Raw genomic sequence first — 25,036 nt, 5'->3', positions numbered from 1 at the left:
GAGGATCATTGGCATCAGTTAAACCACTACCTAGTCCCGCCATAAGCGGAAGGATGTCAATCATGGAACGTACACTCAGTTCCGACCTGTTCTACGAAAACAACGCTTCCAGCGCTCAAGCTTCCCTGCCTCTGCGCGTTCTCGCCAACCTGATGTTGTGGCAGCGCCGCATTGCCAGCCGCCATCAACTGGCTCGCCTGGATTCGCGTCTGCTGGCCGATGCCGGTATCAGCGAAGCACAGCGTTACGAAGAGTTGAGCAAGCCGTTCTGGCGCTAAGCAGCGCTCGCTGGCCCTGACCCACCGGGTCCACCGCCAGCTCCCGAATTGAAAAAACAAAGCCCGTCGCGGGAAACCGCGACGGGCTTTGTCGTTCTCCATGGACCGATTTCGGGAAAGGTCGTGCGGAAACGCCAGACATATACAGTTTTATATTTGCAAAAAACAACCAGTACACTTTTACCTGAGTTCAACGAAAGCGTCTAAACCATGGATCAGCCGACGAAACTTGCTTTCGGTAGCTCGGGAACTCTGCCTAATATCGCGGTCATAAGTAGCCCGCAGCGCGGGAGGTGCGTCTGAGGTTCATCGTCCATTGTGTTCGAGTGGCGGCCCTTGTCCGCAGCCACTGTTCCTCTTCATGCCCAGGAGATTCACCATGTCCCGCCTTCGCCTGCTCAGTGCCGCCGCCCTGTTGACCCTGGCCAGCGCCGCCAACGCCAGCAGTTTCATCGTCACCACCGATTCGCTGGTCGGCGCCCTCAAGGCCACCTCCGACGCCTCATCCGATGCCACCTCGTCGTTGCGCGACAACAAGATCGTGCGCGCCGCCCAGGACGACGCCGCCAGCTTCGTCGCCAGCAATGGCCAGATCCGCAGCGTAAAACTGGAGAGCGCCTTCGACACCATCCGCCGCCAGGCACCACAGTTGCAGGCCAGCGATACGGAGTTGGCCCAGGCGATCCTGGCAATCTGAAACCCTGGCGCATGGGCCGTGCATTCCGCTAGCCTTGGCGCTCGCTCAATAAGACACCGAGCCCCATGCGTTCACTCACCTTATTGCTCATAGCGCTCGGCTGGATCAGCCAGGCCCAGGCCTTCGACCTGACCACCCAGACCCTGGTCGGCAGCGGTTATGTCACCAGCCAAGTGACCTCCGCGCCCTTCGACCGTAAACTGATACTGGCCGCCCAGGATGACGCCGCCGCTTTCATCGCCACCGATGGCCGACTGCGCGGCGCACAGCTGGAGTCCGCCCTGGCGTACCTGCGCCAGACCCAGCCAAAACTTCATGCCAGCGACCTTGAACTGGCCCAGGCAATTCTCGTCCAATAGTCACTTTGCATTTCCGGAGACCTTTCATGCGTAACCCCCTGATCGCCGCCGCCCTCGGCCTGCTTTTGCTGACCGACGTGGCTTCGGCGCACACCCTGGTGGCTACCAGCAATATGCTCGTACGGGCTACGGGCCGCACCCTCGACTTCACCTCGGACACCACCACCTCCATCCGCGATTCGAAAGTGGTCCGTGAAGCCCACGACGACGCCGCCAGCTTCGTCGCCAGCCATGGCGACATTCGCGGCGCCCACCTGGAGGCCGCCTTTGCCGCCCTGCGTACCCAGGTGCCGGAAGCCCGTGACGCCAGCGATCAGGACCTCGCCGAAGCCATTCTCGCCCTGTGAGATTACTCGCTGGCGGGCTGCTGGCCTGCGCCCTGCTGCTGTTCGGCAACGTGGCCCAGGCCGGTCTGCAATTGCACCTCAAGAGCGAAGGTCTGAGCCCGGCCGAACAACGGGCCAGCCAGGTACTGATCGATGAGGCCCTGGCCCATCTGCCGCCGCGCTTTATCGAGCAACTGGACCGGCGTATCGATGTCGCCTGGTCGACCCGGATGCCGGACAACGCCTACGGCGAGGCCTCGCTGGTCTCCGAAGTGGACCTCAATCGCGCCTTGCTGCCCGGCCTGGTGGACGGTTCGGCCGCAACGAAAAAAACCAACCGCCCCCACGGCACCGTGCGCGAGGAAATGCTCGCCACCGTCCTCCACGAACTGACCCATATTTATGACCGCGCCCGTTTGTGGCCCGACGCCGAACGAACACTGATCCGGCGCTGTACCCAGCGCGACAGCAATACCGGCCTGGTCGGCCTGCCCGATCAATGCCGGGGCCAGACCGGCAGACGCTTCACCCTCAGCGACGACCCACGCCTGCTCGACCTCGCTGGCTGGCAACAAGTGGTCGGTAGCCGTGGCCAGCGGGAACAGCACAACGGCCAGGTCGTGCGCAGCCCGGATATCTACGAAACGACCAATCCCAAGGAGTTCGTCGCGGTCAACATGGAGTACTTCCTCCTCGACCCGGCCTACGCCTGTCGCCGTCCGGCGCTGTATCGCTACTATCAGGAACGCTTCGGCTGGGCGCCAGCGGCCAAGGACACTTGCGACCAGGCGTTCCCGTTCCTCAACGCCGGCAACGACTTCGGCAAGACCCCTCTGGGCAAGATCGACCCCGAGCGCGTCTACGAAGTGGACTACCTGCTGGCCGAAGCCAACCAGAACTGGGTCAGCCGTTGGGGCCACAGCATGCTGCGCCTGGTGATCTGCGCCCCCGGCCGACCACGCGGACCGGATTGCCGGCTCGACCTCGACCAGCACCTGGTGCTGTCCTATCGCGCCTTCGTCAACGACGTCCAGCTCTCGACCTGGGGTGGGCTGACCGGGGCCTATCCGTCACGGCTGTTCGTCTTGCCGCTGTCCCAGGTGATCGACGAATACACCAAGACCGAACTGCGCAGCCTGGCCTCGGTGCCGCTGAAGCTGTCGCGCAAGGAAATCGAGGAAGTGGTCGAGCATGCCGCCGAAATGCACTGGAGCTACGACGGCAACTACTACTTCATCAGCAACAACTGTGCTGTTGAGACCTTGAAGCTGTTGCGCAGCGGCAGCGACAACGCCCAACTCAAGGGCCTGGACAGCATTGTCCCCAATGGTTTGCTGGAAGTGCTCAAGGGCCGCGGCCTGGCCGACACCAGCGTGCTCGACGATCCGCGTGAAGCCTTGCGCCTGGGCTACCGCTTCGATTCCTACCGCGACCGTTACCAGGCCATGTTCAATGTCCTGAGGGAACAGTTGCCGATCCAGCAGGAAAGCGTCGAGGACTGGTTGTCGCAGCCCGCCGAAGCCCGCCGCCCGTGGTTCGCCCAAGCCAACCTGCGCGCCAGCGCCGCCATGCTGTTGCTGGAGCAGGCGAGCTTCCGCCGGCAATTGCTGCTGGCCCAGGACGAGGTGAAACAGAAGTACCTCGGTGCCCGTGACCTCAAGGACAAGGACATGGACCAGGCCAACCGCACCTTGCAGCAGATCCTCGCCAACAGCGGCTACCTCAGTCGCCCGGCGGAGTTGCTCGGCAGCAGCGGCTACGGCTTGCCGCAGCCCTCCGAGTGGAAGCGCCTGGAAGCCGAAAGCAGCCAGCGCCAGCAGCAATTGCAACGGCTGACCGGTGACCTCGACAAGGAGATCCGCAAGCTGCTGGACCCGGCCCGGGAAGCGCAGATCGAGGCCAGCGAAGCCAACCTGAAGATAGTTGGAGAGCACCTGCGAGCGCTGCACAAGGCGGCGGGCGGATTGGAGCTGCCTTGAGGCTCAGGCCATCGTTACACGATCAAACCGATATCGCGGGCCTTGATATCGTTAATGACAGATACCGACAGAGGATCGAATCCCAACGTTTTAACCAAAGGTTTCATTTCCCTGGCTAGCGCATTGCTCAAATCAGGTAGGTATTGCTTAGGAATACCGTTGATGATTGATACGAGCTTGAAACCACACGTCCGCATATCTAATGCCTGCAAAGCTGCCGGTAGTTCAGCAACGGCATCACCATGGCGTCCAAGGCATGAATCGCCCCTATCTCCATATCCTCGAAGCTGTCACGACCCATTCGTGATCGGATTTGACGGTCCGGCTTCTAACGAGATACGACGCATCCCTTGTACCCCCGCGTGGGCACTTTCGTGCCCGTTGTATGGCTTTATGGCGGCTGTGCGTGGGGCACCTTCGGGTGCGCCGGGTTCTCGTTTCCGGTCCGTCAACCTACGAGTTGCCACCCGTTCGTTTGACGGCGTCTGGTGGCAGCTCCAAACGAGAATCTGAATGATCTCAATCCTGGTCTGGTTTTGTGGCGAGCGGGCTTGCCCGCGCTGGGCTGCGAAGCAGCCCCAAAAACCTGTGACTGCGTTCTGCCTGACACAATGAAGTCGCTGATCTTAGGGCCGCTTCGCAGCCCAGCGCGGGCAAGCCCGCTCGCCACAAATCTCGGCCAGACTTGAGATCGCTCTTAACTGAACGGCCTTGCGACAAGACCGCTCGCCACAAGACCCTGTGTGACCTTAAGTGAACAGCATTGGAACTATGAGCCAGCTTGCTGCGGGTAGCGGGCCGACGATGAGCGTCCTGAGATTTGTGTTGCCTGATCAGACGCTATCGCCAGCAAGCTGGCTCCTACAGGGGCTGAAAGCTGGCTGAAAGCTTATCCCTTTAGCATCCCCTCACCGCCGGCACCAGACCGGTCGGCCGTGGCGCGCCTTGAACACGCTCCGCGGCCCAATCACAACAACAAGATGGTGATACCGATGTCCGCTACGACCCACCTGTCCGCTGCAACTCCGTTCGTTCCTGTCGCGCCGATCGCACAGCCCTGACCCCAGTCGCTTCGCCTTTCCCCAGCCGCGTTACGCCCGGAGTACTCCCATGCTGACTTTCCTTGGCTTCGCCATGGTCATTACCTTCATGTACCTGATCATGACCAAGCGCCTGTCCGCGCTGATCGCCCTGATCATCGTACCGATTGTCTTCGCCCTGTTCGGCGGCTTTGCCGCGGGTATCGGCAAGATGATGATCGACGGCATCACCAAGCTCGCGCCCACCGGCGTGATGCTGATGTTCGCCATCCTGTATTTCGCCCTGATGATCGATTCCGGCCTGTTCGACCCGGCCGTGCGCAAGATCCTCAAGCTGGTCAAGGGCGATCCGCTGAAGGTCTCGGTAGGCACCGCCGTGCTGGCCCTGGTGGTGTCCCTGGACGGCGACGGTGCCACCACCTACATGATCTGCGTCGCCGCCATGCTGCCGCTGTACAGCCGCATCGGCATGAGCCCGCGAATCATGGCCGGGCTGATCATCCTCGCCGGCGGCGTGATGAACATGACGCCCTGGGGCGGCCCGACCGCCCGCGCCGCCAGCGCCCTGCATGTCGACCCTTCGGACATCTTCGTACCGATGATCCCGGCCATGCTCGCCGGGGTCCTGGCGATCCTGGCCATCGCCTACTTCTACGGCATCCGTGAGCGGGCACGCCTGGGCGAGCTGCACATCATCGGCGATGACGTCGATCACAGCGAAATCAGCGTCTCGCAATACCCGGATGCCCGTCGCCCGAAACTGATCCTGTTCAACGGCGCCCTGACCTTCGCCCTGATGTGCGCGCTGATCGCCGGCCTGCTGCCGTTGCCGGTGCTGTTCATGGTGGCGTTCAGTATTGCCATGATCGTCAACTACCCATGTCTGCAACAACAGAAGGAGCGCATCGGCGCCCACGCCGGTAGCGTGCTGGCGGTGGTCGGGCTGATCTTCGCCGCCGGTATCTTCACCGGCATCCTGTCCGGCACCGGCATGGTCGACGCCATGTCCAAGAGCCTGCTGGCGGTGATCCCGCCGGCGCTCGGCCCTTACCTGGCACCGATCACCGCGCTGGTGAGCATGCCGTTCACCTTCTTCATGTCCAACGATGCCTTCTACTACGGTGTACTGCCGGTGTTGGCCGAAGCCGCCAGCCACTATGGTATCAGCGCCGTGGAAATGGCCAGGGCCTCGATCGTCGGCCAGCCCGTCCACTTGTTGAGTCCGCTGGTACCCTCGACCTACCTGCTGGTGGCCCTGGCCGGTATCGAGTTCGGCGATCACCAGCGTTTCACCCTCAAGTGGGCAGTGCTGGTCTGCCTGTGCATAATGCTGGCCGCCTTGTTGCTGGGGACCTTTCCACTGTTCGGCAGTCTATAAGGCGATGATTCACTGCCGTATCGGCGCGCGAACTTCGGAATCTGAAGCCCGGCGCCGATGCGGCTCCAACACTCGTTCAAAGGAATACACATGGAATGGCTGACCAACCCGGAACTCTGGGTTGCCTTTTTCACCCTGACCGCCCTGGAGATCGTCCTGGGCATCGATAACATCATCATGATCTCGATCCTGGTCAGTCGCATGCCCCGTAACATGCAACAGCGCACCCGGATCTTCGGCCTGGCCCTGGCGATGGTCACGCGGATTCTCCTGCTGCTGTCCATCACCTGGGTCATGCGCCTGACCGACGATCTGTTCGTGGTCCTCGGCCAGGGCATTTCCGGGCGTGATCTGATCCTGTTCTTCGGTGGCCTGTTCCTGCTATGGAAAAGCTGCCAGGAGATCTACCACGGCATGGAAGGCGGGGAAGAGGCGAGCGAAGGGCCGAAAGGCAAGGGCGGCAATTTCCTTTACACCATCATCCAGATCGCCATTATCGACATCGTGTTCTCCCTCGACTCGGTGATTACCGCCGTGGGCATGGTCTCCCATGTACCGGTGATGATTGCCGCGATCGTCGTCGCGGTGCTGGTAATGATGCTGGCCTCGAAGACCATCGGCGATTTCATCGACAAGCACCCGTCGCTGAAAATGCTCGCGCTGTCGTTCCTGATCGTGGTCGGCACCGTGCTGATCGCCGAAGCCTTCGATGTCCACGTGCCCAAAGGCTATGTCTACTTCGCCATGGCGTTCTCCCTGGCGGTGGAAGCGATCAACATCAAGATGCGCACGGCGATGCAAAGGAAGAAACAGCAGGAGCAAGCCGAGAAACGGCATTGAGGATGTGACGGGCCAATAATCCAGGGCGCACCACCTTCCCCCGAATTATGGGCCTGCCGATATTCAGCGGTAAAAATACCGTCCTGTAGGAGCCAGCTGACTGGCGATGGCGGCCGATCAGGCGATACAAGGCTTACGGCCCCCATCGCCAGTCAGCTGGCGCCTACAAGGGCGCGTCGCCCCGGGTTAGGCATCAAGCCCGCCTACACCGCCCGTGCCGCGAAAATATGACATTTTTATTTCAAGCCCGGCACCGACCATGCGATGCTGGCGCTCAGCCAAATAGCCAACTACAGCTTAAGGACAAGCCGTAGAAAAGGCGCACGGTCAATCCGAACTTGCCCTCATGGGGCACCAGTCACTCAGGGGGCCCTCCATGCTGACCCTGCTCAATCTGCTTTCCGCCGTGACCCTGCTGATCTGGGGCACGCACATCGTCCGTACCGGCATCCTGCGGGTCTATGGTTCGCACCTGCGCCACGTCATTGGCCGCAACATGTCCAGGCGACCGCTGGCGTTTGGCGCCGGGATCCTGGTCACCGCCATGGTGCAGAGCAGCAATGCCACCGCCATGCTGGTGACCTCCTTCGTCGGCCAGGGTCTGATGGCGTTGACTCCAGCCCTGGCAATCATGCTCGGCGCCGACGTCGGCACCGCGCTGATGGCCCGGGTCCTGACCTTCGACCTGTCCTGGCTGTCGCCACTGCTGATCTTCCTCGGGGTGATCTTTTTCCTCTCGCGCAAGCAGACCCGCGCCGGCCAACTCGGTCGCGTGGGTATCGGCCTGGGCCTGATCATCCTCGCCCTGCAACTGATCGTCGAAGCCGCTCTGCCCATCACGCATGCCCAAGGGGTGAAGGTGGTGTTCGCCTCCCTGACCGGCGATATTCTCCTCGACGCGCTGGTGGGCGCGCTGTTCGCAATGGTGTCCTACTCCAGCCTGGCCGCCGTGCTGCTCACCGCCACCCTGGCCGGCGCCAGCGTGATCAGCCTGCCGGTAGCCATCGGCCTGGTGATCGGCGCGAACATCGGCAGCGGGGTGCTGGCCTTCCTCGGCACCAGCATGCAGAACGCCGCTGGCCGCCAAGTGGCCCTCGGCAGCTTGCTGTACAAGCTGATCGGCCTGCTGCTGATCATCCCGGTGCTGAGCCCGCTGACGCACTGGCTCAGCCACCTCGACTTCAGTCACCAGGAAATCGTCATCGGCTTTCACCTGCTCTACAACACGGTGCGCTGCCTGGTACTGCTGCCCAGCGTCGGCCCGATGGCCCGGCTCTGCAGCTGGTTGCTGCCGGAACGTCCCGAAGCCAACGGCAAGGCCAAACCCCGCCACCTGGACCTCGCCGCCCTCGATACTCCCAGCCTGGCCCTGTCCGACGCCGTGCGGGAAACCCTGCGCATCGGCGACCTGGTCGACAATATGCTCGACGCCATGCTCAATGTCCTGAGCGGCAAGCAGACCGCCGTCGCCATCGAGATACGTCGCCTGAGCGACGACGTCGAGGTGCTCTGCGGCGCGGTCAAGCTCTATCTGGCGCAAATGCCTCGCGAGGACCTCAGCGAACAGGACAACCGGCGCTGGGCGGAAATCATCGAACTGGCGGTCAACCTGAAGCTGGCGGCCGACCTGATCGAGCAGATGCTGCGCAAGATGCAACGGCAGAAGACCTCGCAGCGCCGGGCGTTTTCCGAGGATGGCCTGGAGGAACTGAGCGGGCTGCAGCGGCAACTGATCGACAACCTGCGCCTGGGCCTCACGGTGTTCCTCGGCACCGATCCGCAGAATGCCCGGCAATTGCTACGGGAAAAACGCCGCTTCCGCGCCCAGGAACGACGTCTGGCCCATGCCCATGTCAGTCGCTTGCAGCGTGGCGTCGTGCAGAGCCTGGAAACCAGTTCGCTGCACCTGGAGCTGATTGCCGACATGAAACGCTTGAATTCGTTATTCTGCGGCAGCGCCTATGCGGTGCTGGAAACCGCCGAGACCGGCGCCCTGGCCCCGGAAGAAATCATCGACATCAGCCAATCGCCTTGAACGTCCATGGTTTTACCGTTGTCTGTGCGTAGGAACCTGCCTTCGGAAAATGGTTATGCGTTGCCTGCTGTTCGCTTGCCTGTTGCTCAATACCCTGCACGCCGTCGCCCTTGATCGCTTCCAGGTCGAGGGCTATCAATTGCCCAACGGCCTGCAACTGCTGCTCAAACCCGGCAGCGAACGCGGCCACGTGGCGATCCGCCTGGTGGTGGGCGTCGGCTTCGACGATTTCCCCTGCGCCGACAAGGAGCTGCCGCACCTGCTCGAACATCTGCTGTTCAGCGGCGTCGACGCCAGCGGCGAAGGCGGGCTGGAAGAACGCATGCAAGCCCTCGGTGGCGAATGGAACGCCTACACCAGCAACGCCGACACCACCTTCGTGATCGAGGCCCCGGCGAAAAACCAGCGCAAGATTCTCGACCTGCTACTGGAGATCCTGACGCATACCGAACTCAGCGAGAACGCCATCGCAACCGCCAAGCAGGTGGTGGAGCGCGAGGAGGGCGGCCATTACTCGCATTTGCAGCGCTGGCTGGACAGCCAGGACCTCGGCCATGGCGCCAGCAACCAGTTGGCCGTGGAACTGGGGCTCAAATGCGCCCAACGCGCCGATGTCCGACCGCTGACCCGCGAACAGTTGGAAGCCGTGCGCAAGAACTGGTATGCCCCGAACAACATGACCCTGATCATGGTCGGCGAGCTTGATCGCCTGCTCCCGGCGTATCTGGACCGGGCCTTCGGCGCACTGCAACCGATCGAACCCAACGACCACCTGGCGCTGCCGGACATCCGCCGCCAGGCCGCCGCCCAACGCGACCTGCCGCGCGGCTGGGTCGGCAACGGCGCGAAACTCCATTGGCTGTTCCCTGAGCCGACACTGGACGGCCAACCCGACGAAACCCTGGACCTGCTCAAGGATTATCTGGACTGGGCGCTGTATCAGCAGTTGCGCCTGACCCACGGCTTGTCCTACGGGCCATGGAGCGAACGCGAAGTGCTCGGCGGCGTCGGTTTTTTCAGCCTCAACGCCGATGTCGAGCGCGACAATCTGGACGAGGCCCGGCAGGTGCTCGAACAGCTCAAGGCGCGGCTGCTCAAGGACGGCCTCGACCCGGACACCTTCGCCCGCCTGCAACAAGCCGCCATCGCCCACCAGGCCTGGGCGGTGCAGGGCAACAGCGCCCTGGCCGACTACTACTGGGGGGCGCTGGGCGATTACGAGGACGGCCATTTTGCCGACCCGGCCGAGGCCCTGCGGACGGTGACGCTGGCGGATGCCAACCAGGCGCTGCGCCAACTGTTCAAGCAGCCGGGCTACCTGCGGATCGAAAAGCCGCTGCTCGGCGATGAGCAACTGATCGGCCTGGGCGCGGCCCTGGCGGGCTTGCTGCTGATCGGGCTGTTGGGCTGGCGGAGATATCGACGCCGCTAGGCCATGAAAAGGCTATCACCGACACGACTAATCGTCCCTGAAACGGTATTGTGTCGCGATCTTTTATCCGCCCGCACTGTGAACCGCCGAATGCCAAACTGGACCCTGCCCATCCAACGCGTCCTCGAACTGATGAAGCGTTATCCGGGTGTCATTGCCGTCTTCGGGTTCTGCTCCGGTATCGCCAGCTTCATCCTGGTCGATCGCCAGCAGGCAAGCGCCAGTTGGATCGCGGTCATTCTGCTGGTGAGCTGGCTCTGGCTGATGCTGGAGAACGTCTTCATGCAGTTTTTCAGCCGGGTATTCAAACACGACATACCCGAGCCGTTGCTACGCTATGCCACACAGATGATCCACCAGCAGAGCCTGTCCTTCGTCCTGCCGTTCTTTTTCGTGACCACCACCTGGAACAGCAGCCAGCTACTGTTCACCGGCCTGCTCGGCACGGCGGCGCTGGTCTCGATCATCGATCCGCTGTACTACGGCTGGCTCTCGCCGAAACGCTGGCTGCTGCTGGGACTGCACACCCTGACCCTGTTCGCCGCGCTGCTCACCGCGCTACCGATCATCCTGCACCTGACCACTCCCCAGAGTTACCAACTCGCCCTGGGCACCGCCCTGTTGTTATCGATCCCCAGCCTCGCGGCGAGCCTGCCGCTGCGCAGTTGGCGCGGCTGGTTGATGCTGATCGGCGTGACCCTGGTGATTGGCGGCGCGGGCTGGTTCCTGCGCTCGTGGGTGCCGCCGGCGACCTTGTGGATGACCGAGGTCGCGGTGACCACCGAGTTGCAGGACCGCACCCCAGGTAAAGGCCTGGACGAAGTCAGCGCCAGCCAAGTGCGCAAGGGCGGGCTGTACGCCTACACCGCGATCAACGCACCGCGCGGACTGGACGAGCGGATTTACCATGTCTGGCAGTTCAACGGGCAGGAGGTTGACCGCATCGCCCTGGATATCCATGGTGGGCGCAAGGAAGGCTATCGCGCCTGGTCGCACAAGCAAAACTTCCCGACCGACCCCACCGGCAACTGGCAGGTCCGGGTGCTCACCGAGAATGGCCAGATGCTCGGCGTGCTGCGCTTCGAAGTAACCGACACGCCTCACTAGAGATCAGAGGCAAGATCGTGCTATTACAGGCGCCAGTATCAATATCTGTTAAGCACGGAGCTTTCGATCATCAGCGCAACGGCCGGCACCGCCCAACTGGATACCTCGAGCAGTCCCGCGCGCCTGCGGATCAGTGGTGACTGGACGCTGGCCCATTATGCCGACCTGAAACAGCGCGCCAGCCACTTGGTCGGGCAATACGACGCCAACACCGATATCGACCTCAATGACCTCGGCGCCCTCGACACCGCCGGCGCCTCGCTGCTGGTGGAACTGCTGGGCGCCGAACGCCTCGGCCGTTCGACCGAGCACCCGGACTGTCGCATCAGCGCCGCCGACCGGGCTCTGCTGCACACCGTGTATTGCTCGCTGACCGATTTCTGCGAACCCGTTCGGGAGCCCGAGGAAGCCGCCGGCATCCAGTTGCTGGAGCGCATCGGCCGGGCCGTCGACGCTGTCTGGCAAGACACCCTGCAATTGCTCGGGTTTGTCGGCCTGATCCTGGAGACCCTCGCCCGCGGCTTCTTTCACCCCCGGCGCTGGCGCCTTACCCCGACCGTTGCCCATATCGAGCAGACCGGCCTGGACGCCGCCCCGATCATCGCCCTGCTGACCTTCCTGGTCGGTGCCGTGGTGGCATTTCTCGGCGCCACGGTACTGAACAAATTCGGCGCCAGCGTCTTTACCGTGGACCTGGTGGCATTCTCTTTCCTGCGCGAATTCGGTGTGCTGCTCACCGCCATCCTCATGGCCGGCCGCACCGCCAGTGCCTTCACCGCGCAGATCGGCTCGATGAAGGCCAACGAGGAAATCGATGCCATTCGCACCCTGGGCCTGGATCCCATGGAGCTGCTGGTGCTGCCGCGGGTCCTGGCCCTGCTGATCGCCCTGCCGATGCTGACCTTCCTCGCGATGCTCTGTGGCATTGTCGGTGGCGGCGTGGTCTGCGCTTTCTCGTTGGGGATTTCGCCGGCGATGTTTCTATCACTGCTGCAGGCCGATATCGGTATCCAGCATTTCCTCGTGGGCATGGCCAAGGCACCGTTCTTCGCCTTCCTGATCGCCGCCGTCGGCTGCCTGGAAGGTTTCAAGGTCAGCGGCAGCGCCGAATCGGTCGGCGCCCACACCACCTCCAGCGTGGTGCAATCGATCTTTATCGTGATCGTGCTGGACGCCGCCGCCGCCCTGTTCTTCATGGAGATGGGCTGGTGAGCCGGCCACCACGGGCGCCGAGCGAGGCGGTGATCGAGGTGCGCGGACTGTGCAACCGCTTCGGCAACCAGAGTGTCCATGAAAACCTCGACCTGGACCTGTACCGTGGCGAAATACTCGCCGTGGTCGGCGGCTCGGGCAGTGGCAAGTCGGTGCTGCTGCGCAGCATCGTCGGCCTGCGCAAACCCAACGAAGGTAGTGTGCGGGTGTTCGGCCAGGACCTGCGCAGCCTCTCGGAGCAGGCACGCTCCCAGGTCGAACGGCGCTTCGGCGTGCTGTTCCAGAAGGGCGCATTGTTTTCCTCGCTGACGGTCACGGAGAACGTGGCCTTGCCGCTGATCGAACACGCCGGACTCAGCCGTCGCGATGCCGAACACCTGGCGGCGGTCAAGCTGGCCCTGGCCGGCCTGCCACTGTCGGCGGCGAACAAATACCCGGCCTCGCTGTCCGGCGGCATGATCAAGCGCGCCGCCCTGGCCCGAGCCCTGGCGCTGGATCCGGACATCCTGTTTCTCGACGAGCCCACCGCCGGCCTCGACCCCATCGGCGCGGCGGCCTTCGACCAGTTGATCCTGACCCTGCGCGATGCCCTGGGCCTGAGCGTGTTCCTGGTCACCCACGACCTGGACACCCTCTACACCATCACCGACCGGGTCGCGGTGCTGGCACAGAAGCGCGTGCTGGTGGCCGATGCCATCGACCGGGTCGCCGAAACCGACGATCCGTGGATTCACGAATACTTCCATGGCCCGCGTGGCCGCGCCGCATTTGACGCGGTAACCCCGCACAAGGAGGGATGAGATGGAAACCCGCGCCCATCATGTGATGATCGGCCTGTTCAGCGTTCTGGTGGTCGTCGGCGCACTGCTGTTCGGCCTGTGGCTGGCCAAGTCCAGCGTCGATACGGCGTTCAAGGACTATGAAGTGGTCTTCAACGAGGCCGTCAGCGGCCTGTCCAAGGGCAGCCCGGTGCAATACAGCGGGATCAAGGTCGGCGATGTGCTGCAACTGAGCCTTGACCCGAAAGACCCGCGCCGGGTGCTGGCGCGTATCCGCCTGGCCGGCGACACGCCGATCAAGGAAGACACCCGCGCCAAGCTGGCCTTGACCGGCATCACCGGCACCTCGCTGATCCAGCTCAGCGACGGTACGCCACAGAGTCCCGAGCTCAAGGGCAAGAACGGCAACCTGCCGCAGATCATCGCCTCGCCGTCGCCCATTTCCCGCCTGCTCAGCGACAGCAACGACCTGATGAGCGGGATCAACCTGTTGCTGCACAACGCCAACGAGATGTTCTCCCAGAAAAATATCGACCAGGTCAACCAGACCCTGGAAAACCTCCAGCAGACCACCGGGGCCATTGCCGGCCAGCGCGACGATATCCGCCAGACCCTGAAACAACTGACCCAGGTCAGCAAGCAGGTGAGCGCGACCCTGGAACAGACCACCGCGCTGATGCGCAACGCCAATGGTCTGCTCGACAATCAGGGCAAGCAGGCCCTTGGCAGCGCCGAACGGGCCATGCAATCGCTGGAGCAGAGCAGCGCCACCATCAACACCTTGCTCAGCAACAACCAGGACTCGGTCAACAGTGGCTTGCAGGGCTTGAACGGACTGGCACCGGCAATCCGCGAACTGCGTGACACCCTCAGTTCCCTGCGCTCCATCTCCAAGCGCCTGGAAGCCAACCCCAGCGGCTACTTGCTGGGCCGTGACAAGAACAAGGAGTTCACCCCATGAGGTGTGTCCCCCGCGTATTGAGCCAATTGGGCCTGGTTGCCGGCCTGGTCTTGAGCTCTGCCTGCTCGATCCTGCCCCAGGCCGACCCGGCGGATGTCTATCGACTGCCCACGGCGCAGAACAGTGCACCGGCGCCCAACAGCCTGCCGCTCGACTGGTCGTTGCGCGTTGCCAAGCCCATCGCCAGCGACGCCTTGAACAACCCGAATATCGCCGTAGTGCCCCAGGGCGACCTGATCAGCCACTACAAAGCCTCGCGCTGGAGCGATCCGGCGCCGGTGCTGCTGCGCAACCGCATCCTCGATGCTTTCCAGCGCGATGGCCGGGTGCGGCTGCTGAGCAGCGACGACAGCAACCTGCAGGCGGATTTCGAGCTGGGGGGTGAGTTGCAGGCGTTCCAGACCGAGTACCGCGGGCAGGAGGCCGAGGTGGTGATCCGCTTCGACGCGCGGCTGGTGCGCGGCGCTGACCAGCGGATTCTCGCCAGCCGGCGCTTTGAAGTGCGCCAGCCAGTGAGTGACAAGCAGGTGCCCGGGGTGGTGAGCGGCTTCGGCCAGGCCAGCGACAAGCTGATGGCGCAGTTGATTGGCTGGGCGGTGCAACAAGGCGAAGGCTCGGCTAAACAAGGCTCGCAGGCAAGCCGGCTTACAGGGTCAACTGATCAGCCGAAGAACCAGTAGCATACCCCGATCGCCGCCAGCACCCCGGCCAGTTCCGCCAGCAGGGCGCAGCCCACCGCGTGCCGCGCCCGCTGGATATTCACCGCGCCGAAATACACCGCCAGCACGTAGAAAGTGGTTTCGGTGCTGCCCTGGATGGTCGCCGCCGCCAGCGCCGGGAAGCTGTCCACGCCCTGGGTCTTCATGGTTTCGATCAACACGGCCCGGGCAGCGCTGCCGGAAAAGGGCTTGACCAGCGCCGTGGGCAGCGCATCGACGAAACGGCTGTCCCAACCGAGCCACTGCACCAAGTGGCGAATGCCGTCGAGGCCGAAATCCAGTGCCCCGGACGCCCGCAACACGCCAATCGCACAGAGCATCGCCACCAGGTATGGCAACAGGTTCTTCGCGACATCGAAGCCCTCTTTCGCCCCTTCGACAAACGCCTCGTAGACCTTCACCTTGCGCAACGCGCCGATGACCAGGAACAGCATGATCAGACCGAACAGCGTCAGGTTGCCGAGGATCGACGACAGGCTGGCCAGCGCCGTGGCCGACAGCCCGGCCAGCACGGCCATGAAGCCGCCAAGAATCAAGGCACCGGGAATCAGGTAGGCAAGTACCACCGGGTCCCACAGGCGCAGGCGCTGCATTACCGCTACCGACAGCAGGCCGACCAGGGTCGAGGCGCAGGTGGCCAGCAGGATCGGCAGGAACACCAGGGTCGGGTCCGCCGCGCCTTGCTGGGCGCGGTACATGAAGATAGTCACCGGCAGCAGGGTCACGGCCGAGGCGTTGAGCACCAGAAACAGGATCTGTGCGTTACTTGCCACGGTCTGGCTGGGATTGAGCTCCTGCAGCGAACGCATGGCCTTGAGGCCGATGGGCGTGGCGGCGTTGTCCAGGCCCAGGGCGTTGGCAGCCAGGTTGAGGGTGATCAGGCCGATGGCCGGGTGATCCCGTGGCACCTCCGGCATCAGGCGGCTGAACAGCGGCCCCAGGGCCTTGGCCAGCCAGTCGACGATCCCGGCCTTTTCGGCGATTCGCAGGAAGCCGAGCCAGAGGGTCAGGGTGCCGAACAGCAGGACCATGACCTCCACCGACAGCTTGGCCATGGCGAAGATGCTTTCCACCATCGCGGCAAAGATCGCGGAGTTGCCGCCTACCAGCCATTGCGCCAGCGCCGAGACGGTCGCCACCACGAAAAAGCCAAGCCACAGACCATTGAGCATCGGGAAAACTCCTTGAAGATGCGGCGAATGATAGCGGTCGGGCCAGAAACAACAAACCCCGGAAAATCCGGGGCTCGTCTACTTAGCCTAGCGCTGGCAATACGCGGACCTGTGGGAGCAGAGCTTGCTCGCGAAGGGGCCCGTGAGGCCGCCAAAATCCTCGGCGCAACGCCGTCCGGACCAGGCTCCGCTCCACAGTCAGCCCCTGGCGGCTTCGCCCGCTGGCAATGCTTCCTTGCTGCGCCAGTGCGGCAGGGAGTTCCAGTAGCGCTGGCCCTTGGCATCGTCGTACATGCCTTCCCAACGGGAAACCACCAGCACCGCCAGGGCATTGCCGATCACGTTCAGTGCCGTGCGCGCCATGTCCATCACCCGGTCGACACCGGCGATAAAGGCCAGGCCTTCCAGCGGAATGCCGACGCTGCCCAGGGTCGCCAGCAGTACCACGAAGGACACGCCCGGTACCCCGGCAATCCCCTTGGAGGTCACCATCAGGGTCAGCACCAGCAGCAGTTGCTGGCTGATGGACAGGTCGATGCCATAGAGCTGGGCAATAAAGATCGCCGCGATGCTCTGGTACAGGGTCGAACCGTCGAGGTTGAAAGAGTAACCGGTCGGCACCACAAAGCTGCAAATGGCTTTCGGTGCGCCGTAGGCTTCCATCTTCTCGATCACTCGCGGCAACACGGTTTCGGAACTGGCGGTGGAGTAGGCCAGCACCAACTCGTCCTTGAAGATGCGCATCAGCCTGATCACCGAGAAGCCGAACAGCCGAGCCACCAGGCCGAGCACGGCAAAAGCGAAGAACAGGATAGCTGCGTAGACCAGCAACACCAGCTTGGCCAACGGCAGCAGGGAAGCGAAGCCGAAGCTGGCGACGGTCACCGCGATCAGGGCGAAAACGCCGATCGGGGCATAGTTCATGATCATGTGGGTGACCTTGAACATGCTTTCCGACACGCCCTGGAACATCTTCACCAGCGGGTCGCGCAACTCGGCCTGCAAGCTCGACAGGCCCAGGCCGAAGAGCACCGAGAAGAAGATGATCGGCAGCATTTCACCGCGAGCCATGGCGGCAAAGATGTTGGACGGAATCAGGTTGAGGATGGTTTCGATAAACGCATGCTCATGCTGCACTTCGGCGGCGGTGGTCTTGTACTTGGAGATATCCACGGTGCCCAGGGTGCTCATGTCGATGCCCGAGCCCGGGTGGAACACGTTGGCCAACAGCAGGCCAACCACGATGGCGATGGTGGTGACGATCTCGAAGTAGATGATGGTCTTGAGGCCGATGCGCCCGAGCTTCTTGGCGTCGCCGACCCCGGCAATACCGACCACCAGCGAGGAAATGACAATCGGGATCACGATCATCTTGATCAGGCGGATAAAAATGTCGCCTGCCGGTTGCAGGACGTTGCTGATCCACCAGGCCTTCTCGGCACTGAAATGGTTGAGCAGCGCGCCGACTGCAATGCCCAATACCAGACCGATGAGGATCTGCCAGGCGAGGCTGAGCTTTGCCTTCTTCATTGTTATTTCCCCTTGCTTGAAGTGGAGTCGGACAGATGCCCCCTCACCGTTGCATTTGCGCGGGTCAAGTGACGGCAACTGCCCCCCATGGAAGGTCATCGCCCACCAACCTGATGGCTTTTTGGCAGGCGAAAAAAGGCGCAACTATTCCCATGCAAGGGGGGGACGTCTAATGCCGTAAACGCCTACCCTATGCCGAATCGGCATGATCATTACCCAACAATACGACCGTTTCGCCATCACTCGACAGGACATTTCAGCCGGGACAAGTGCCGTAAACCGGCCATTTCAAAGCATTTTTCCTCTGTGACCGGGCAACAAATCGAGGCTAAACAAAAGGAAAAGGTCCACAAATTCAATCGAAAACAACAGGAAGGCAGGGGGGTGGACTTCTAGACGTACGGTCACATGGGAAAAGTGGGGACGCTGAAAATGCCACTTAATGTCAGAACGACATAGGATTAAAGCGACAAACGCCCGTGATGTAACGGCAAGGACCGCCGCCCAACGGCGGGGCGACGGCAAGGACCTTCAATAGACGGCTCCTGGTCAACCTCGACCGCGACGACCGAAGAGGAAGGAAACCACGAACATCACCAGGAACACGACAAAGAGAATCTTGGCGATGCCCGTGGCCGTACCGGCGATACCACCAAAACCCAATACTGCGGCGACAATGGCAATGATCAGGAATGTGACTGCCCAGCTCAACATGATGACTCTCCTCGACTGACGAATTTTGGGGTACAGCCTTTAGTGCTCCGGGACCAGCGTCCGACAGCCCGGTTATTGCCTAGAACACCCAACGCGGCTGAAACGGCTGGTCAGGCTCTTGGGCTTGATCGACCGATGTCAGGTGGTAAGGGGCCGGATCGATGATGCCGGTAGCGCCAGCATGAAAATGGCTTGGTTGCATGACAGGCTCGGGCAGGCTCGGAACCCGGACGCCGGCCTGGTTCCAGCGTTGTAACTGCTGGCCGGCAAGCAGCGTGACCAGCAGCACCAGCACGGCAAACAGTCCTTGCTGCACATGCATTGGCGAGAGATATATGTAGGTGGCACGCGGGCGATTCATCCTGAAACTCCTCCGACACAATGATGTGTATTCCAGCGCCGGGAGAGATGAACCAACCCGGTCACAGGGAATACTCTTGGGAAGAACAGTGCAGCCCGCATGCCAGTTTTTTATTCATAAAAAACTCAACAAAATCAATCAATTGAAGAGTCTTAAAAATTATTGAACGAGCATCCTGCACGATGCCCGGTATACGGTCGTGCGTATTGCACGATGAGTCAGTAGGAAAGAGCCTAAACTCACGAATAATCAGTAAGAAATCCGTAGGAATTAGCTGAGAGCACAACTGTCGGAAGAAAAGAGCCTAAAAAATTCCCCAAATCAGCGGGTTAGCAATCGGGGGCAGAGACCGTTACCCTGCTTGTTATCGGGTCAACCAGAATCAGCTCTTTAATACGCCGGATTTTTCCGGGAACGACTGGAAACTTTTACTAAAGGAGCGCGGGCGATGGAGTCAGCCACAGAACATCAAGGCCGTATTCTGCTGGTAGATGATGAATCAGCCATTCTCCGCACCTTCCGCTACTGCCTGGAGGACGAGGGCTATACCGTCGCCACGGCGAACAGCGCGGCCCAGGCCGACACCTTGCTGCAGCGCCAGGTGTTCGACCTGTGTTTCCTCGACCTGCGGCTGGGGGAAGACAATGGCCTCGATGTGCTGGCCCAGATGCGCATCCAGGCGCCCTGGATGCGCGTGGTCATCGTCACCGCCCATTCCGCCGTGGACACCGCGGTCGATGCCATCCAGGCCGGTGCCGCCGATTACCTGGTCAAGCCGTGCAGCCCGGACCAACTGCGCCTGGCCACGGCCAAGCAACTGGAGGTGCGGCAACTGTCCGCGCGCCTCGAGGCCCTGGAAGGCGCGGTGCGCCAACCCAAGGATGGCCTCGACTCCCACAGCCCGTCGATGATGGCGGTGCTGGAAACCGCGCGCCAGGTGGCCGGCACCGATGCGAATATTCTGATCCTCGGCGAGTCAGGCACCGGCAAGGGTGAATTGGCCCGCGCCATCCACGGCTGGAGCAAGCGGGCGAAAAAGTCCTGCGTGACCATCAACTGCCCGTCCCTGACCGCCGAACTGATGGAAAGCGAGCTGTTCGGGCACAGCCGTGGAGCCTTCACCGGCGCCAGCGAAAGCACCTTGGGTCGAGTCAACCAGGCCGATGGCGGCACCTTGTTCCTCGACGAAATCGGCGACTTTCCCCTGACCCTGCAACCCAAGTTGCTGCGTTTTATCCAGGACAAGGAGTACGAACGCGTGGGCGATCCGGTGACACGCCGCGCCGATGTGCGAATCCTCGCCGCCACCAACCTCAACCTCGAGGACATGGTCCGCGATGGGCGTTTTCGCGAGGACCTGCTCTATCGCCTGAACGTCATCACCCTGCACCTGCCGCCCCTGCGCGAGCGCAGCGAAGACATCCTGATGCTCGCCGATCGCTTCCTCGCGCGCTTCGTCAAGGAATACGCCCGACCGGCCCGCGTGTTCGGCGATGAGGCCCGCGAAGCCCTGCTCAATTACCGCTGGCCGGGCAATATCCGCGAACTGCGCAATGTGGTCGAACGCGCCAGCATCATCTGCCCCCAGGAGCGGGTAGAGATCAGCCACCTGGGCATGGCCGAGCAACCAGCCAACAGCGCACCGCGTATCGGCGCCGCCCTGAGCCTGGACGAACTGGAAAAGGCCCATATCGGCGCGGTACTGGCCACCAGCGATACCCTCGACCAGGCCGCCAGGACACTGGGCATCGACGCCTCGACGCTGTACCGCAAACGCAAACAGTACAACCTGTGAGTAACGCCGCATGAAACTCGCGATGAAGCTGCGCACTCGGCTCTTCCTGAGTATTTCGGCGCTGATCACCGTCGCATTGCTGGGCCTGATGCTGGGCCTGGTCAGCGTGATGCAGATGGCCACGACCCAGGAATCGCTGATCAGCGACAACTTCATTACCCTGGACCTGGACCTCAAGCTGCGCCAGAGCCTGGACGACCAGTTGATCCTCATGCTCAGCGACAAAGCCGACCAGACCGCGCTCGAGGCCGCGCGTGAGCACTACCTGCAACTGCTTCACGAAGGCATCACTCATGAGCAGAGCAGCGACGTCCGCAGCGGCTTTGCCCAGGCGCGAATCGACTACGAGCAGTTCCTGCGGGCCTTCGCCCGCTCACGCGACGGCAGTGGCAGCACCGAGGAGTTCAGCGACAGCTTCAATGCCCTGCGCAACGGTCTGATAGCCGAACACAAGCAGGCGTTGGACAACATCAGCGCCACGGAGAACAATGCCCGCGAGCGGGCGCTGATGGTGGCCGGGCTACTCGGGTTTGTCGGACTGGCGGTGCTGATCGTCGGCTTTATTACCGCTCATGGCATCGCCCGCCGATTCGGTACTCCCATCGAGGCCCTGGCCCAGGCGGCGGACAAGATCGGCCAGGGCGACTTCGAAGTGACCCTGCCGATCTCCTCGGCAACCGAGATGAACCTGCTGACTCGCCGTTTCGGCATCATGGCCGAGGCCTTGCGCCAGCATCAGGCAACCAATATCGACGAATTGCTGACTGGCCAGCAACGCTTGCAGGCCGTGCTCGACAGCATCGACGACGGGCTGCTGATCATTGACCGCGAGGGCCGCCTGGAACACCTCAACCCGGTGGCACAGCGACAGCTGGGCTGGGACGGCGACCGCCTCGGCCAGCGCCTTGGCCTGGCATTGCAACGGCCCGAGCTGGACGAACAACTGCAATTGATCCTGCACGGCGCCAGCCTGGAACGGGCCCCGGAAGACCTTGAGGTCGAGGTCGAAGGCGAAAGCCGCCTGCTGACCTACAGCCTGACACCGGTCAGCCATACCCGAGGGCATATTCTCGGAGCCGTGATGGTGCTGCACGATGTCACCGAGCAACGGGCTTTCGAGCGGGTGCGCAGCGAGTTCGTCCTGCGCGCCTCCCACGAACTGCGCACGCCGGTCACCGGCATGCACATGGCGTTCGGCCTGTTGCAGGAACGCGTACATTTCGACAGCGAGTCGCGAGAGGCGGACTTGCTGAATACCGTCAATGAAGAAATGCAGCGGCTGATGCAATTGATCAACGATCTGCTGAATTTCTCCCGTTACCAGAACGGCCTGCAGAAGTTGTCCATGGAGCCCTGCGATATCGAGCCACTGCTGGAAGCGAGCCGCCTGCGCGTTGCCGAACGAGCCCTCAGCCAGGGGATCGACCTGCAGGTGGAGCTGCAGCCGCCCTTGCCACGCCTGCCTGCCGATCAACAGCAACTGGAGCGAGTACTCGACAACTTGCTGGACAACGCCCTGCGCCATACCGCCCGGGGCGGGCAGATTCGCTTGCAGGCCCGGCGCCATGGCGAGCGGGTCATCATCAGTGTCGAAGACAACGGCGAGGGGATTGCCTACGGCCAACAGGGACGCATCTTCGAACCCTTCGTCCAGGTCGGGCGCAAGAAAGGCGGCGCCGGCCTCGGTCTGGCCCTGTGCAAGGAGATCGTGCAATTGCACGGCGGGCGCATGGGTGTGTATTCACGGCCAGGGCAGGGCACGCAGTTCTACATGGCGCTGCCACTCTAGAACCGGTCCGGCTAGGCTTCATCGTCCAGGCGGCGCGTGGCCAGGCGTCGACCGCGGGTGATCAATTCGACGAACTGCACCGCCGTCAGCGCCCGGGCGAACAGCCAACCCTGGCCGTAACTGACGCCTTCACTGCTGAGCAACACAGCCTGGTGCTCGGACTCGATCCCCTCGGCAATCACCCGCAAGTGCAGCGCATGGGCCATGCGGATGATATGCGGCGCCACACCGCTGCTGGCGGCATCATGGCCCAGGGCATCAATGAAGGCTTTGTCGATCTTCAGGCAGTCCACCGGCAGTGTCTGCAGGTAGGCCAGGCTGCAATAGCCGGTACCGAAGTCGTCGATCAGCACTTGATGGCCAAGATTGCGCAGGGCCTGCAGATTGTCCCGGGCCACCACCACGTCGATCAGCCCGCGCTCGGTGACTTCGAAGGCGATCTGCCGGGCACTGACCCGGTGCAAGCGCAGCAGGTCGGCAATCACTTCGCCGATACGCGGCACCATGACATCACAGGCCGCCAGGTTCACCGAGATATACAATTGCGGATTGGCCCGCAACAGCTGACCCAGCTGGTCCAATAACCGTTGCAGGACGAAATCGGTGATCTGGCGGATCTGTCCGGTGTCTTCCGCCAAGGGAATGAACAGGTCGGGGCTGGTCAGCGTGCCATCCGGCCGGCGCCAGCGGATCAAGGCTTCGGCACCGACACAATGCCGGCTGCCCAGGTCGAAGATCGGTTGATACAACACCTGAAACTCACCACGGCGCAGCGCTCCTTGCAGCTCGCCATTGAGCGACTGCCGCTGCCGAGCCAGCTGCCAGGTCAGGCCGCCGATGCAGCAGGCAATCAGCAGGCTCACCGACAGCAGCCACCACCACAGCGGATCGATCGGCAGTGGCATGGCCTCACGCGGGGCCACCATCATCAGTTGGTATTCCGGTGTCCGGGTCGGCATGCGATAAATCAATTCATTCGCCGTGATCACCAACGGGTCGGGCCTTTTCGGCGGCCAGCCCGGAGGAGGCCAGACCTGCGCCGGTCCCAGCACCGGAATCGCCCGCCGGCCATGATCGACCACCACCAGCAGGCTGGCCCCCGGCGGCAACTCCACTACATCGCTCAAATGCCCACGGGAGGTGGCCACCCGGAAGTGCCCGCGACCGAGCATCAGGGTGGCCAGGTTGTCATTGGGCTGAGCCGAGGTATTGAGCCAATAACTGTAGGTCGGCCCACGGATATCCGGCACCCGGGAGGTCACATGGCCATCCTGGCCAGGCCAGTTGGAACAGGACTGGACGCTGTCGACATAGAAGGCTTCGTAGACAAAGCGGTAGTTGAAGCTCAGTTTCTGCAAGGTCTCGGTCATGGCCGGGCTGCAGTCGCGCAAGGGCTGGGCTTCCAACTGGTCGAGCCCCTCACGCAGTTGCCCGAAAAGTTGTTCCAGCCGCTCCAGGAAACGCTGCCCCTGGGCATTCATCTGTTCGCTTTCCTGCTGCCTGACCTGGTGCATTGCCACCCCCAGGCTACCGGCCAACAAAAGAGCGGCACTGAGCAGGGCCGCCAGCAATGCCAACGACCAGGGACGATGGAACCAGGAGCGCAACGTCTCACGAGCCGGCATCAGGGAACATCCGAAGACTTACCAATGAGTTATAGCAACAGATTGGCAAATTGGCGCTGACCGTCCGGCGGTGACGTTATTTTGACTGATTGAGCACCTGAAGGATCGCGGCACTTTGCGCATCCGGCAGACCGTCGAAGCGCGCGGGCCGGAAGTGCATCTGGAACGCCGCGAGCACATGGCGCGTGGCAACATCCAGTTCGCCGGTTTGTGGCGTGGTATAGCCCAGACGCTTGAGCTGCTGCTGGAACCAGGTGATGCTCGGCAGTTCGGCGGCATAGGCATTTTGCAACCGAGCGACCGCCTGTTCGTCAGGCCACACTCCCAACCCTTGCGCCGCCAGGCGCTTCCAGGGCATCAACGGTCCCGGGTCCTGCTTGCGCAACGGGGCGATATCGCTATGACCGATGATATTGCCCGGCTCGATACGATTGCGTTTGACGATGTCCTTGAGCAGGACGATCAGCGCCTGGATCTGCGCTTCGCTATAGGGATACCAGACACGTCCGCTGGGCGTATCGCGGAAGCCCGGGTTGACGATTTCAATGCCAATGGAGCTGGAGTTCAGCCAGGTACGCCCCAGCCACTCGCTTTCCCCGGCGTGCCAGGCACGCTGGCTCTCGTCCACCAGCTTGTAGAGGGTGGCGCGATTATCGTCGCCGATCAGGTAATGGCTGCTGACCTGGCCATGGGTCAACAATCGCAGCGAGTTTTCCATGTTCGCCGAGGTGTAGTGAAGAACCACGAACTGCACGCGATTATCGTAGTTGACCGACGGGTGGCTGGTGTCGAGACGCGGGCCGCTGGCGCAGCCCGCCAGCAGCAGGATGGAAAGAAGCAGGGGGAGCAGTTTCATGGCAGCGGCAACAAACGAAGACAGTAACGCGACAGCATAACGTACTGGCGGA

22 protein-coding genes are annotated in these 25,036 nt (G+C 62.3%); 16 read left to right on the top strand and 6 right to left on the bottom strand.

Annotated elements, in window-relative coordinates; translation table 11 throughout:
* Window positions 1-62: 62 nt before the first annotated feature.
* The 14 genes from PFEN_RS24840 (at window position 63) to PFEN_RS24775 (ending at window position 15,103) form a co-directional block, all read left to right on the top strand.
* Entirely contained in the window at window positions 63-278 is a 216-nt protein-coding gene (locus PFEN_RS24840) for a DUF1127 domain-containing protein (RefSeq protein WP_191489273.1), read from the top strand.
* A gap of 379 nt (window positions 279-657) precedes the next feature.
* The gene (locus PFEN_RS24835; protein ID WP_191489272.1) at window positions 658-975 is read left to right on the top strand and encodes a DUF2388 domain-containing protein; all 318 of its coding nucleotides are present in this window, start codon (window positions 658-660) and stop codon (window positions 973-975) included.
* Between the two features lie 65 nt (window positions 976-1,040).
* Window positions 1,041-1,334, top strand: coding sequence for a DUF2388 domain-containing protein (locus PFEN_RS24830; protein ID WP_191489271.1), 294 nt, complete (start codon window positions 1,041-1,043; stop codon window positions 1,332-1,334).
* 26 nt (window positions 1,335-1,360) lie between these two features.
* Window positions 1,361-1,681: a DUF2388 domain-containing protein gene (locus tag PFEN_RS24825; RefSeq protein ID WP_191489270.1), complete on the top strand. Its 321-nt coding sequence runs from the start codon at window positions 1,361-1,363 to the stop codon at window positions 1,679-1,681.
* Window positions 1,678-3,639, top strand: a complete 1,962-nt coding sequence (locus PFEN_RS24820; RefSeq protein ID WP_191489269.1) for a DUF4105 domain-containing protein — start codon at window positions 1,678-1,680, stop codon at window positions 3,637-3,639. The genes PFEN_RS24825 and PFEN_RS24820 overlap by 4 nt, the downstream gene beginning before the upstream one ends.
* A 1,110-nt stretch (window positions 3,640-4,749) precedes the next feature.
* Window positions 4,750-6,057 (top strand): CitMHS family transporter, encoded by a 1,308-nt coding sequence (locus PFEN_RS24815; RefSeq protein ID WP_191489268.1) that lies wholly within the window; start codon window positions 4,750-4,752, stop codon window positions 6,055-6,057.
* Between the two features lie 90 nt (window positions 6,058-6,147).
* A complete protein-coding gene (locus tag PFEN_RS24810; RefSeq protein WP_191489267.1) occupies window positions 6,148-6,897 on the top strand; it encodes a TerC family protein in 750 nt (249 codons plus the stop codon).
* Between the two features lie 376 nt (window positions 6,898-7,273).
* Complete coding sequence (locus PFEN_RS24805) at window positions 7,274-8,932, top strand: Na/Pi cotransporter family protein (RefSeq protein ID WP_191489266.1); 1,659 nt, start codon at window positions 7,274-7,276, stop codon at window positions 8,930-8,932.
* Window positions 8,933-8,987: 55 nt separating this feature from the next.
* On the top strand, window positions 8,988-10,364 hold the full coding sequence (locus tag PFEN_RS24800) for a M16 family metallopeptidase (protein WP_191489265.1): 1,377 nt from the start codon (window positions 8,988-8,990) through the stop codon (window positions 10,362-10,364).
* A gap of 90 nt (window positions 10,365-10,454) precedes the next feature.
* Window positions 10,455-11,471 (top strand): DUF5924 family protein, encoded by a 1,017-nt coding sequence (locus PFEN_RS24795; RefSeq protein WP_191489264.1) that lies wholly within the window; start codon window positions 10,455-10,457, stop codon window positions 11,469-11,471.
* Window positions 11,472-11,537: 66 nt separating this feature from the next.
* A complete protein-coding gene (locus PFEN_RS24790; protein WP_191490248.1) occupies window positions 11,538-12,683 on the top strand; it encodes an ABC transporter permease in 1,146 nt (381 codons plus the stop codon).
* The gene (locus PFEN_RS24785; protein ID WP_191489263.1) at window positions 12,680-13,483 is read left to right on the top strand and encodes an ABC transporter ATP-binding protein; all 804 of its coding nucleotides are present in this window, start codon (window positions 12,680-12,682) and stop codon (window positions 13,481-13,483) included. Before PFEN_RS24790 ends, PFEN_RS24785 begins: the two co-directional genes overlap by 4 nt.
* A gap of 1 nt (window position 13,484) precedes the next feature.
* The gene (locus tag PFEN_RS24780; protein ID WP_191489262.1) at window positions 13,485-14,423 is read left to right on the top strand and encodes an MlaD family protein; all 939 of its coding nucleotides are present in this window, start codon (window positions 13,485-13,487) and stop codon (window positions 14,421-14,423) included.
* Entirely contained in the window at window positions 14,420-15,103 is a 684-nt protein-coding gene (locus PFEN_RS24775; protein ID WP_191489261.1) for an ABC-type transport auxiliary lipoprotein family protein, read from the top strand. The genes PFEN_RS24780 and PFEN_RS24775 overlap by 4 nt, the downstream gene beginning before the upstream one ends.
* Here the strand turns inward: PFEN_RS24775 and PFEN_RS24770 are convergent.
* The 4 genes from PFEN_RS24770 to PFEN_RS24755 form a co-directional block, all read right to left on the bottom strand.
* Window positions 15,085-16,314, bottom strand: coding sequence for a nucleoside recognition domain-containing protein (locus PFEN_RS24770; protein ID WP_191489260.1), 1,230 nt, complete (start codon window positions 16,312-16,314; stop codon window positions 15,085-15,087). The genes PFEN_RS24775 and PFEN_RS24770 overlap by 19 nt on opposite strands.
* Before the next feature lie 198 nt (window positions 16,315-16,512).
* Complete coding sequence (gltP, locus tag PFEN_RS24765) at window positions 16,513-17,844, bottom strand: glutamate/aspartate:proton symporter GltP (RefSeq protein WP_191489259.1); 1,332 nt, start codon at window positions 17,842-17,844, stop codon at window positions 16,513-16,515.
* 549 nt (window positions 17,845-18,393) lie between these two features.
* Window positions 18,394-18,558, bottom strand: coding sequence for a DUF1328 domain-containing protein (locus PFEN_RS24760; RefSeq protein WP_100940022.1), 165 nt, complete (start codon window positions 18,556-18,558; stop codon window positions 18,394-18,396).
* Window positions 18,559-18,637: 79 nt separating this feature from the next.
* Window positions 18,638-18,919, bottom strand: coding sequence for a hypothetical protein (locus tag PFEN_RS24755; RefSeq protein WP_191489258.1), 282 nt, complete (start codon window positions 18,917-18,919; stop codon window positions 18,638-18,640).
* Between the two features lie 448 nt (window positions 18,920-19,367).
* Between PFEN_RS24755 and algB the strand changes: the two genes are divergently transcribed.
* Window positions 19,368-20,714 carry a sigma-54-dependent response regulator transcription factor AlgB gene (gene algB / locus PFEN_RS24750; RefSeq protein ID WP_191489257.1) on the top strand — a complete coding sequence of 449 codons (1,347 nt, stop codon included), beginning with the start codon at window positions 19,368-19,370 and terminating at the stop codon, window positions 20,712-20,714.
* Window positions 20,715-20,724: 10 nt separating this feature from the next.
* Entirely contained in the window at window positions 20,725-22,503 is a 1,779-nt protein-coding gene (locus PFEN_RS24745; RefSeq protein WP_191489256.1) for an ATP-binding protein, read from the top strand.
* An 11-nt stretch (window positions 22,504-22,514) separates the two neighbouring features.
* Here the strand turns inward: PFEN_RS24745 and PFEN_RS24740 are convergent, their stop codons facing one another.
* On the bottom strand, window positions 22,515-24,128 hold the full coding sequence (locus PFEN_RS24740; protein ID WP_191489255.1) for an EAL domain-containing protein: 1,614 nt from the start codon (window positions 24,126-24,128) through the stop codon (window positions 22,515-22,517).
* Between the two features lie 76 nt (window positions 24,129-24,204).
* Window positions 24,205-24,984: an N-acetylmuramoyl-L-alanine amidase gene (locus PFEN_RS24735; RefSeq protein WP_191489254.1), complete on the bottom strand. Its 780-nt coding sequence runs from the start codon at window positions 24,982-24,984 to the stop codon at window positions 24,205-24,207.
* Window positions 24,985-25,036 lie beyond the last annotated feature (52 nt).

It is taken from the genome of Pseudomonas sp. FEN (genome assembly GCF_904067045.1).
Classification (GTDB): domain Bacteria; phylum Pseudomonadota; class Gammaproteobacteria; order Pseudomonadales; family Pseudomonadaceae; genus Aquipseudomonas.
Note: the sequence above shows the minus strand (reverse complement) of the source record. Positions and strands in the feature narration are given on the sequence as shown.